The sequence below is a fragment of the Azospirillum sp. TSH64 genome, from assembly GCF_003116035.1.
Classification (GTDB): domain Bacteria; phylum Pseudomonadota; class Alphaproteobacteria; order Azospirillales; family Azospirillaceae; genus Azospirillum.
The window spans coordinates 4,741,468-4,752,166 of the sequence record NZ_LGQW01000015.1 but is presented as its reverse complement, the minus strand read 5'-3'; the positions used below and the strand labels follow the sequence as shown (position 1 = coordinate 4,752,166).

6 protein-coding genes, 1 tRNA gene and 1 pseudogene are annotated in these 10,699 nt (G+C 66.5%); 3 read left to right on the top strand and 5 right to left on the bottom strand.

The annotated features are described in order from the left end of the window. From TSH64_RS35985 to TSH64_RS22870, 5 genes and pseudogenes are all read right to left on the bottom strand, one after another. A pseudogene (locus tag TSH64_RS35985) lies at positions 1–1,171 on the bottom strand (hypothetical protein); the annotation flags it as partial. A 1,476-nt stretch (positions 1,172–2,647) separates the two neighbouring features. Beyond that, the gene (locus TSH64_RS22885; protein WP_109448511.1) at positions 2,648–3,538 is read right to left on the bottom strand and encodes a LysR family transcriptional regulator; all 891 of its coding nucleotides are present in this window, start codon (positions 3,536–3,538) and stop codon (positions 2,648–2,650) included. Between the two features lie 254 nt (positions 3,539–3,792). Next, entirely contained in the window at positions 3,793–5,244 is a 1,452-nt protein-coding gene (locus TSH64_RS22880; protein WP_109448509.1) for a DHA2 family efflux MFS transporter permease subunit, read from the bottom strand. A gap of 108 nt (positions 5,245–5,352) precedes the next feature. Then, complete coding sequence (locus TSH64_RS22875; RefSeq protein WP_109448507.1) at positions 5,353–6,087, bottom strand: amino acid racemase; 735 nt, start codon at positions 6,085–6,087, stop codon at positions 5,353–5,355. A 53-nt stretch (positions 6,088–6,140) separates the two neighbouring features. Further along, positions 6,141–6,932 carry an enoyl-CoA hydratase-related protein gene (locus TSH64_RS22870; RefSeq protein WP_158285407.1) on the bottom strand — a complete coding sequence of 264 codons (792 nt, stop codon included), beginning with the start codon at positions 6,930–6,932 and terminating at the stop codon, positions 6,141–6,143. 201 nt (positions 6,933–7,133) lie between these two features. On the opposite strand from TSH64_RS22870, the gene TSH64_RS22865 reads away from it, so the two are divergent. The 3 genes from TSH64_RS22865 to TSH64_RS22855 all read left to right on the top strand — a co-directional run bounded on the left by TSH64_RS22865 (position 7,134) and on the right by TSH64_RS22855 (position 10,484). Beyond that, positions 7,134–7,208 (top strand) — tRNA-Gly (locus tag TSH64_RS22865). A 147-nt stretch (positions 7,209–7,355) separates the two neighbouring features. Beyond that, complete coding sequence (locus tag TSH64_RS22860) at positions 7,356–8,651, top strand: transcription antitermination factor NusB (RefSeq protein WP_109448503.1); 1,296 nt, start codon at positions 7,356–7,358, stop codon at positions 8,649–8,651. 165 nt (positions 8,652–8,816) lie between these two features. Further along, positions 8,817–10,484, top strand: coding sequence for a heparinase II/III family protein (locus TSH64_RS22855; RefSeq protein ID WP_109448501.1), 1,668 nt, complete (start codon positions 8,817–8,819; stop codon positions 10,482–10,484). The last annotated feature ends 215 nt before the right edge of the window (positions 10,485–10,699 follow it).

Sequence of the window (10,699 nt, the reverse complement as noted above, 5' to 3'; positions counted from 1 at the left end):
TGCCGGCCGAAGTGACGGACAGCGCGCCGCCCATTGTGGCGGTGCCGGTGACGGCCAGCTTGCTGGCGGTGGACGAGGTCGTCCGGATCGCCAGCGTGCTGCCGCTGTCCTGCGTGTAGTTGCCGGTGACCGTCAGGGTGCCGGGCGTGCTGGAACCGCCGGGCGACAGGGTGGTGCCGGACGGGGTGGTCAGATTCCCGACGACCGTTCCAGTGCCGGCGAGCGTCGTGCCGCTGCTGAGCTGCAGCCCGGTGGTGAGCGAGCCGTTGACGCGCAGCGTGCCGGCCTGGAGGTTCGTGGTGGTGGCCGAACTCGCGCCGCCGAGCGTCCACTCGGTTCCGCTCATGGTCAGGCTGGTCAGGCCGGACACCGATCCGCTCAGGCTGCCGCTGCCTTCCAGCCGCAGAACCTGGTTGGCGCCCCCGGCCTGGATGCCACCGACCACGACGCTGCCGTCCTTCAGGGTGATGAGGCTGCCGGCGCCGAACCCGTAGGTCTTGACCGCGCTGTAGCCGTTTCCGGCGGCAATCGTCCCATAATTGACGATGGTCGAGACACCGGTGACGGAGAGCGCGTCGGTGGTGCCGATGATCGTGCCATAGTTGGTGACGAAGGAGGGCGTGGTTAGCCCGGCGACCATGACCGCGGCATAATCCGTCTGCATGTAAGCCGTCGCCGACCGGACATTTTTGATCAGCGCCGCTCCGTCGGACGACGTCCCATTGGTGAGGTTGAGCGCGTGGGAGGATTCGATGCCGGCCCAGTTGCCGATGATTGTCCCGGTGTTCTCGACGACTGACCTCAGCGACCCCGACGAATTGGCGAACAGGATGCCATCGTAGGTTTTTTGAACGTCGATCAGTCCGGAATTGATGACGGTGCCGTAGGTCTGCCCGTAGATGCCGTCGGCCTGATAGAAGTTCGTGTCGACCGAAATCCTGATCGTGCCCTGGTTGGTCAGGGTCCAGCCACCGGCAGACTTGACCCACACGCCGGTGGTCTGATCGGTGTACACGTTGCCGGTACCGCTATCGACCACGCCGCCGGTGCTGGTGATGAGGATGTTGCTGCCGGTCGGCTCGAAAGTCTGATTCTGAACCGTGGACAGTGTTTCCGCCGATGCGGCGCTGCCGGCCAGCGAAACGCCGAGTGCGATGGGAGCCGCAACCATTGCCGGGAGGCGACCGCCCGACATCAGGCTTTGGCGGATCAACGCGAGAGTGGACGGGGACGGCGACGGCGGCATGGGTGTTTCACCTTGCAATCAGTGCGTGAGCGTTACAACCAATCTGCCACGCTACCCCAATCATAGAGCGCGTTCCGCGTTGTTGCTAAGATGAAACATGCAAAAAGATCAACGAAATGGTGCAATTTCTATCACGTCACCCATGTTTCCTGCATTTTAGTGTGTAAATCATCTGTTGTGTCGCATAAATGCAAAAATAAATATCGCAATATTTTGGAACTAAATGAAATTTCCGTAAACTTATTGATTATTTCGGCCATATAATTATTTGGATATTTTCTGTCTCTTTCCATGGTTTCATATTGATTTCTCAGGATCTGGCAAAATGAGTTGCGGTACTGGCTCGATTAGAGGCATGTCGGGATGGAAAAGCCGCCGCGCTACCGTTTAAGTGATGCTGGCGAAGCCCAGCTCCTCAATGTTGCAAGCGCGCTGGACGCCTGCCTCTCGACCTCGTCCAGGTGACGACATTGGTCTCCCTGACCGAGCGCTAGCGCCATTTGGTCAACGTCGCCAGTGTGATGTCGCGCGTTATCGGGCCATGCGGGGGGGATCGTGCCGGACCTGCTAACCGTTTGCGTTATTGCGCCTACATCCCCGATCACGCCGAAAGCCATCGCCAGCGCACCCTGACCCTGACCGCAGCTGTAGGGCGCTGCGGTGTGCGCTGCCGATGCGCGTGGAGTGCGGTCGATCCGCTATGCCCCTGCGGCGGTTTCGCGGTGGCGGCGCGGCTGTGCCGCTGCAGAGACGCGGTGAAGATGCGGCGCGAGCGCTGCGGTTCCGCCGCTGCCGGCTGCTGAGGGCAAGCCTCCTGGCGCAGCGGGAGCCGCGACTCGCGCCGTGGGGCCGAGGGGATCGGCAGAACAGGTAGCCTCGGGCCGCTGCGCGGCGGTCGGAGGTTCAAGGAGGCCGTCAAGCGCCCGTCCTGTTGGCAATCGGCGTCATGATCAGCAGATGGACGAGCGCCCGCTCGTGCCGGGGCTGCCGGCAGCGTCGAGGAGGACCAGCCCGCCAAGCGAAGCAATCCTGAGACCCCGGTGAGACCTCAACCCCTGTGCACATAAAAAAACCGCCGCTAACCCGATGGATTAGCGGCGAGTTGAACAGGGAGGCTTCACGTCTGGGAGACGCTGGGTCCGAGGACCCAACCCCGGAGGGGAGACCTCCGGGACGAAACATCAGATGCTGCGTCGCAACATCCAACGATCAAAATTTGACCATTCTGCTGCCAACTTTCCAGGCATAAATGTATAAATCTACCATGCAAGACACGCATGGCTTCAGATGTCCCTTAGAAAGCTAATAAAAATGCCGAAAACGACAGCGCCGCCCCGGTAAGTTGGAGCGGCGCTGTCGTTTTCGGCAATTCTCTTAACAGATCATTGAAAATGTTCGTGGTCAGAACGGAGTTTCTGCCACTTTTTTAACCAGGAAGTCACGGAAGACGGCAATGCGCTTGGAATGGCGCAATTCTTCGGCATAAACGAAGTAGGCGTCGACCTTCGGCCCGTCGACATCCGGCAGGATCCGAGTCACGTCCTTGGAGAAGCTGTCGACCAGGAAGTCGGGCAGCGCACCGATGCCGAGTCCGCTCTCCACCGCGCGGTAGATGGCGTAGACGCTGTTGACCTGCAGGATCGGTTTCCGGTTGGGCGACGGATCGCCCATCTCCATGATCCAGTTGACGTTGGGGATCGGTGCCCGCACGTCGGGCGGGTAGGTGATCAGGTCGTGGCTGTCCAGCTCCGCCAGCGTCTTGGGCGAGCCCTTCTTCTTCAGATAGCTCTGGCTGGCATAGAGGTGGAAGCGGATCGACATCAGATGCCGCTGGATCAGGTCCGGCTGGCGCGGCGTGTTCATGCGGATGGCGATATCCGCCTCGCGCATCGCCAGATCCAACTCGTCGTCGTCGATCAGCAGCGTCAGCTGGATGTCAGGGTAGATCGACATGAACTCGTTGATGCGCGGCGTCAGCCATGTCGATCCGAAGGCGACGGTCGTCGTCACCCGCAGCGGGCCCTTCGGATGCTCCCGGCTTTCGGTCAGCATCGCCTCGGTCATCGACAGTTTGGCGAAGACGTCGCGGGCGGTGCGGTGAAGCAGCTCGCCCTGTTCGGTCAGGATCAGCCCGCGGGCGTGGCGGTGAAACAGCGGAACGCCCAGGCTTTCCTCAAGCGCGCTGATCTGGCGGCTGACCGCCGACTGGCTGAGGTTCAACGTCTCGCCGGCGTGCGTGAAGCTGCCGGCTTCGGCCACCGCGTGGAAGACCCGAAGCTTGTCCCAATCCATCATGCTGTCCCGCCCCGATGCGCAACCGCCCGGAGCCTCCCGTTATCTTGAGGGCGGCGCATGGCCGCCATGCATGTTTATAGCGGGAACGCGCCCGGAACGCACGCGCTACCAACCCTGACTCGCACGAAAATTAATCATGATCGCCGGAATTATTCTCATCCGAAGTGCCAGCGATTTCTCTATATCCGCAAAATGGATAGGGATGTTTGCGATGCTCGGAAACGGGTCGGTGGTCGTTCGCCCCCGTTTTGCTAATCCGCGGCGTCGGTCAGGGCAGCGGCCTTGACCGTCGCGCTGCGGGCATCGCCCGCCGGCTTATCCGGCCCGCGATGGCCGATATGTCCACTGATCTCGTCGCCGGCATCGGCGGGGAGGCGCCAGAAGGGCAGGCTGGAGGCACAGGCCATCAGCCCGACCGTCAGGAAGGCGGGAACGAAGGAGGCCGGGGTCAGCGCGCCGCTCCACTGCACGGTCAGGTGAAGCGCGGTGGCGCCGACGGCCACGCCCAGGCTCATCGACAACTGCTGCATCACGCTGGCCAGCGTGTTGGCGCGGCTGGTCATCGGCTGCGGCACCTCGGCATAGCTCAGCGTGTTCATGCCGGTGAATTGCAGCGAGCGGAAGAAGCCGCCCAGCAGCAGCGCGCCCAGGATCACCAGATGCGGCGTGTCGGGACGGAAGGCGCCGTAGCTGGCCAGGATCACGCCGCTGACGATGGAGTTCAGCGTCAGCACCGGTCGGAAGCCGAAGCGGCGCAGGATCGGGCCCGCCAGCGCCTTCATGGTCAGGGCGCCCGCCGCCCCGGCGAAGGTGAGGGCGCCCGACTCGAAGGCGGTCAGGCCGAAGCCGATCTGCAGCATCACCGGCATCAGGAAGGGCACCGCGCCGATGCCGATGCGGAACAGGGTGCCGCCCAGGACCGACGCCCGGTAGGTCTGCAACTTGAACAGCGACGGGTCCAGCACCGGCCGCGCCACCCGCCGGGCATGGCGCAGGTAAGCGACGGTCGCCAGCAGCGCCACCGCCAGCAGGATCGCCACCGCGTAGGCCGGCAGCAGGTCGCGCCCGACATTCTCGAAACCGAACATGAAGGCGGCCAGCGCGATGGAGCTCCACAGGAAGCCGCGGGCGTCGAAGGGATCGCGCTGCTCCTCCTTCAGGTTGGGGATCAGCGCCAGCACCAGGGCGATGCCCACCAGCCCGATCGGCACGTTGATGAAGAAGATCCAGCGCCAGGAGGCGTAGGTGGTGATCGCCCCTCCGACCAGCGGCCCCAGCGCCGGCCCGATCAGCGCCGGCAGGGTCATCCGTGCCATCGCCGTCACCAGCTGGTCCTTGGGCACGGTGCGCAGCAGGATCAGCCGGCCGACCGGCACCATCATCGCCCCGCCCATGCCCTGGAGAATGCGGGCGGCCACCAGCTCCGCCAGCCCGTTGGACAGGCCGCAGGCGATGGAGCCCGCCATGAAGACGCCGATGGCGCTGGCGAAGACGGTGCGGGCGCCGTACCGGTCGGCGGCCCAGCCGCTGACCGGCAGGAACACCGCCAGCGCCAGCATGTAGGAGGTCATCGCCAGGCTGAGCCGCAGCGGATCCTCGCCCATCGACTGCGCGATCCCCGGCAGGGCGGTGGCGATCACCGTCGAGTCGAGGTTCTCCATAAACAGGGCGCAGGCGATGATCAGCGGGGTGACGCGCGACATGACGGACCGTCAGGCAGGGAGCGGAACCCTACGAATGTGAGGCGTCACGCCGCATTGACCATCGTCCATGCGAAAGCCCTGCCATGCGTAAGCGTGGTCCAAGGCGGCTCACCCGCCTGCGGAGACGAAGTCCACCGCCGCCTGGGTGTGCAGCCGCGTGGTGTCGAACACCGGGAAGCCCGGCAGATCGGGCTGGTCGATCAGCAGGAAGATCTCGGTGCAGCCCAGGATCACGCCCCCGGCACCGCGGCGGCGCAGATCCTCGACGATGCGCAGGTACTCGGCCTTGGAGTCGGGGCGCAGGTCGCGCCGCACCAGCTCATCGAAGATGATGCGGTCGACGGTGGCCTGATCGGCCTCGTCGGGCACCAGAAGCTCGATGCCGAAACGGTCGCGGAACCGCTCCGCCAGCAGGTCGGACCGCATGGTCGCCGCGGTGCCGAGCAGGCCGACCCGCTGTAGCCCGGCCTTCGCGATCGCCTCGCCCGTCGGGTCGGCGATGTGGATGAAGGGGATGCTGCGGCCGGCCATGATCGGCTCGACCACCCGGTGCATGGTGTTGGACACGCAGATGACCAGATCGGCGCCGGCCCGCTCCAGCGCATCGACCTTGCCGGAAAGATAGCGTTCGGCGCCGTTCCAGTCGCCGGTGCGGACGAAATGCTCGATGTTGCCGAAATTCACGCTGACGATGACGATCTCGCCGTTGTCCCAGCCGCCCAGCCGGGCATTCAGGCCGTCGTTGAGAAGACGGTAATATTCGCCGGTGGCCTGATTGCTCATGCCGCCGAGCACGCCGATGATCTTCTGCGGCAGGGGGCGAACGGTTGGATGGATCGTCATCGCGGTAAGTCTCCTCATGGGCTCGTCCTGAACAGGCCGCCAGCCTTATCACGTCAACGCCCGGTGAACACCGGCTTCCTCTTTTCCAGGAACGCGCGGTAGCCCTCGCGGAAATCTTCGGTGCCGAAACAGCGGTAGCATTCGGCGACCTCCGCCTCGGTCAGCGGTGCCGGATCCGACAGGCGGCGGACATAGCGCTTGTGCAGGGTCGCAGCCAGCGGCGCGCCGGCGGCAATGCGCTGGATCGTGGCGGCGATCTCCGCCTCGAAGCCTTCATCCGGGGCGATGCGGTGGACGAGCTTCTTGTCCTTGGCCTCCGCCGCACCGAAGACGCGGCCCTCCAGCAGGATCTCCAGCGCCGCCGGACCGCCGGCGACGTCGGCCACCAGCTTCAACTCCGTCGGTCCCATGGAGATGCCGAGCCGGCTGACCGGCACGCCGAAGCGGCTGCTCTCCGAACAGACCCGGAGGTCGCAGGCCAGCGCCACCGCCAGACCGATGCCGCAGCAAGGGCCGTCGATGGCGGCCAGAACCGGCTGGCGCAGGGCCCGCAGCCCATCCAGCCCCTCGTCCATCAGGTCGCCGTAGCTCGCCCCCTGTTCCGGGCTGTTGCGCTCGCTCTCGAATTCCGAGATGTCGGCGCCGGGGGAGAAGGTGCGGGCGCCGTTGGAGCCGGGACCGCCGCGCATGACGACGACGCGGGTTTCCTCATCGGCTTCCAGCGCCCCCAGATGGCCGATCAGGGCGTGCCACATCGGCTTGTCGAAGGCGTTCAGCTTGTCCGGGTTGGACAGGGTCAGGGTCGCGACCGCTCCATCGCGGGTCAGGGTGATGGTGCCGGCCATGCCGCAATCTCCATCCGTTGCCGTATGGCGGCGTACCATAACGCCCTGCTGCCGGGACGCAAGCTGCCCGGTGCCGCGGTGCGGAAAGGGAGGGCAGCAAGGGTGGAAGGAGAGGTCGCGAAAAAAGTGAGGGGAGGGTGAATTTTCCTCTTGCGGCGGAGGCCGTGTTTCCGTAGAAAGCGGCTCCCGGACGACGGGAGCGCGGGCGTAGCTCAGGGGTAGAGCACAACCTTGCCAAGGTTGGGGTCGAGGGTTCGAATCCCTTCGCCCGCTCCAGTTCTCCGGTGAAAGCGAAGATCAAAGGGCCGGGCGGCAACGCACCGGCCCTTCGCTTTTCCAGCCGCCGCGGCCCGGCAACGGGCTTTTGAAATCGCTGGGCATCCCGTATCGACACTGGCCGTCCGGCGCGCTAGATCCATACACATGACCGACACTTCCCTCGCCGCCCGCGGCGTTGCGCTCGACTTGCTGCGCGACGTGCTGCGCAAGTCCGTCCCCTTCGACGACGCGTTCGACGCGCATCCCGAACTGGCGGCATTGCAGCCGCGCGACCGCGGCTTCGTCCGCCTGCTGGTCGCCACCGTCCTGCGCCGGCTGGGCCAGATCGACGAGATGATCCAGGCCAGCCTCGCCAAGCCGGGCCTGCCCAAGGCGGCCATCCACGACATGCTGCGGCTGGGCACGGCGCAGCTGGTGTTCCTGAACACCCCCGCCCACGCCGCCGTCGACACCGCGGTGGAGCTGGCGGCAGCGCGCAACGCCGCTCCCTACAAGGGGCTGATCAACGCCGTGCTGCGCCGCATCGGGCGCGAAGGGGCGGAGATGGCGGCGCGACAGGATGCCGGGCGGCTGAACACGCCGGACTGGCTGTGGCTGTCCTGGCGCTCCGCCTACGGCACCGCCCGCACCCGCGGCATCGTCGAGGCGCACCTGCACGAGGCGCCGCTCGACATCACCGTCAAGTCCGATCCGGAGGGCTGGGCGGAACGGTTGGGCGCCACCCTGCTGCCGACCGGATCGCTGCGCCGTCCGACCGGCGGGTCGGTGACCGAGCTTCCGGGCTTCGAGGACGGGGAATGGTGGGTCCAGGATCTCGCCGCCTCGCTGCCGGCCAAGCTGTTCGGCGATCTGTCGGGCAAACGGGTGTTCGACCTGTGTGCCGCCCCCGGCGGCAAGACCGCGCAGCTGGTGGTGCGGGGCGCTCGGGTCACCGCCATCGACCGCTCGGCACGCCGGCTGGAACGGGTGACGGAGAACCTGAAGCGCCTGCGCCTTGAGGCCGATGTGCTGGCCGCCGACGCCACCAGCTGGGAGCCGGAGGAGCCGGCCGACGCCGTGCTGCTCGACGCGCCCTGCTCGGCTACGGGGGCGATCCGGCGCCATCCCGATATCCTGCGGGTCAAGACGCCGGACGACATCGCCAAGCTGGCCCGTGCCCAGTCGCGGCTGCTCGCCCGCTCTGTCGGGCTGGTGAAGCCCGGCGGCACGCTGATCTACTGCACCTGCTCGATCCAGCCGGAGGAAGGGGAGGCGCAGGTCGCCCGCCTGCTGGAACATGACAAGCGGGTGGAGCGTTGGCCTGTGACCGCCGACGAGCTTGGCGGCCTGTCGGAGCTGATCAACGAGGCGGGGGAGGTCCGCAGCCTGCCGGGCATGCTGGCCGATCTCGGCGGGATCGACGGCTTCTTCGTGGCACGCCTGCGTCGGCGCCCGGACTGAAGCCTTTTGCGGTCCGCACCGCGGGATAAATCCCAGCCCTGTCTTGCGGTGCGGGCGGCGAATTGATACGACACGAGCCATGCTTCCGTCCGCGTTCTCCCGCACCGCATCATCACCCTCCGCCGGCTGCCGACGCCGCTTGCGGTCCTGAAGGAGTCGGCGCAGATGGGCGACGGGAACGGACGGTTTCGCAGCGGCATGGCGCGCCTTGCCTATGGGAACCCCCTCTACGCCCTGATGCTGGGCGGCAAGGCGCCGGGCGCGCTGGCGGTGATCCCGCCCGATCCCTGGCCGGGCGATACCGACACCGGCAACGCCATGCTGGCCGGCCGGATGAGCTTTGCCGGCCAGCCAGTCATGGTCGACCCCAACGGCGTGCCCAACTGGCGGCCCCAGGGCGTCAGCCCAGGCTGGCTGCGCGCCGCACACGGCTTCGAGTGGCTGCGCGACTTGCGCGCGGTCGGCGGCGACACCGCGCGGCGCCGCGCGCGGGTGCTGGTGTGGTCCTGGCTGGACCAGAACGGTGGCTGGCATTCACAGAGCTGGGCGCCCGACGTGCTGGGCATGCGGCTGTCCAGTTGGATCGGTCTGCATGATTTCTACTGCGCGTCCGCCGACGACGAGTTCCGCGCCCGGGTGTTCGAGAGCATGGCCCGCCAGCTCCGCCACCTCCTGCGGGTGGCGCCGGCCAAGCTGGACGGCGAGCGGCTGATCGGCGCGATCAAGGGCCTGCTCTATGGCGGCTATTGCCTGCCCGACCAGGACAAGGCGGCGCGGGAGGCGTTGCGCCTGCTCGACAAGGAGCTGCCCCGTCAGATCCTGCCCGACGGCGGTCATGTGGAGCGCAACCCGTCGATCCAGATGCGGGTGCTGCGCGACCTGATCGACATGCGCGCGGTCCTGCGTGTCGCGAAGGAGGAGGTGCCGGAAACCCTCCAGCACGCCATCGACCGCATGACGCCGGCCCTGCGCTTCTTCCGCCATGTCGATGGCGGACTCGCCCTGTTCAATGGCGGGCGGGAGGAAGAGCCGGCGCTGATCGATACGGTGCTGGCCCAGGCCGATGCCCGTGGCCGTCCGCTGAAAAGCGCGCCGCACACCGGCTTCGAGCGCCTGCTTGCCGGGCGCACGCTGGTTCTGCTCGACACCGGCGCGCCGCCGCCGGTCGGGCTCGACCGCACCGCCCATGCCGGCACCCTGTCGATGGAGGTTTCCGTCAACAAGGAGCGGCTGATCGTCAATTGCGGCAGCCACCCGTCGCAGCGCGGCCCTTGGCGCGCGGCGCTGGCCGGCACCTCCGCCCACTCGACCATGGTGGTCGCCGACACCAACTCGTCGGAGGTGCTGGAGAAGGGCGGGCTCGGCCGTAGGCCGACGCATGTCAGCTGCGAACGCCAGGAATCGGACGGGGCCATGCTGGTGGTGGCCACCCACAACGGCTACAGCAAGGGCTTCGGCCTTCTGCACCGCCGCCGCGTCTATCTGGCCGACAATGGCGAGGATCTGCGCGGCGAGGACACGCTGGAGCCGGTGATCGGCGCCACCCCGCAGCCGCAGCCCTACGCCATCCGCTTCCACCTGCACCCCAATGTCCAAGTCGTTCCCGTCCAGGCACAGGGCAATGGCGGCAACGATCAGGTGCTGTTGCGCCTTCCCAGCGGCAATGCTTGGCGCATGCGGGTGACCGGCGCCGTGCTGGAGGTGGCGGAGAGCGTCTATCTCGGTAGCGGGGAGGAGCCCCGCCGCACCCGGCAGATCATGATGCAGGGACAATGCGGACCCGAAGGGCTGACGGTGAAATGGGCCTTGCGCCGCGAGCGCAAGGCGGCGTAAATCGCGCCCATCCGCGGTGGCCGGGCCTATTCCCTTCGGGAGAGGCGTGGAAACACGGATGAACACGGGATTTTGGGGCACGGACGACCACGGGACTCTTCACGCCGTGCTTATCCATGTCCGTCCGGGCCGGCAATGTGCAGACGGACGGGCGGACGCGGCTAAGCACAGCTGAGCGGCATCTCCGTGGTCGTCCGTGCTTTTCTTCTTCCGTG

What these genes read in the sequence shown, in the direction of transcription:
- TSH64_RS22885 (WP_109448511.1), bottom strand. Translation starts at nt 3,538, where the DNA reads ATGGATTGGGACAAGCTTCGGGTCTTCCACGCGGTGGCCGAAGCCGGC.
- TSH64_RS22880 (WP_109448509.1), bottom strand. Translation starts at nt 5,244, where the DNA reads ATGTCGCGCGTCACCCCGCTGATCATCGCCTGCGCCCTGTTTATGGAG.
- TSH64_RS22875 (WP_109448507.1), bottom strand. Translation starts at nt 6,087, where the DNA reads ATGACGATCCATCCAACCGTTCGCCCCCTGCCGCAGAAGATCATCGGC.
- TSH64_RS22870 (WP_158285407.1), bottom strand. Translation starts at nt 6,932, where the DNA reads ATGGCCGGCACCATCACCCTGACCCGCGATGGAGCGGTCGCGACCCTG.
- TSH64_RS22860 (WP_109448503.1), top strand. Translation starts at nt 7,356, where the DNA reads ATGACCGACACTTCCCTCGCCGCCCGCGGCGTTGCGCTCGACTTGCTG.
- TSH64_RS22855 (WP_109448501.1), top strand. Translation starts at nt 8,817, where the DNA reads ATGGGCGACGGGAACGGACGGTTTCGCAGCGGCATGGCGCGCCTTGCC.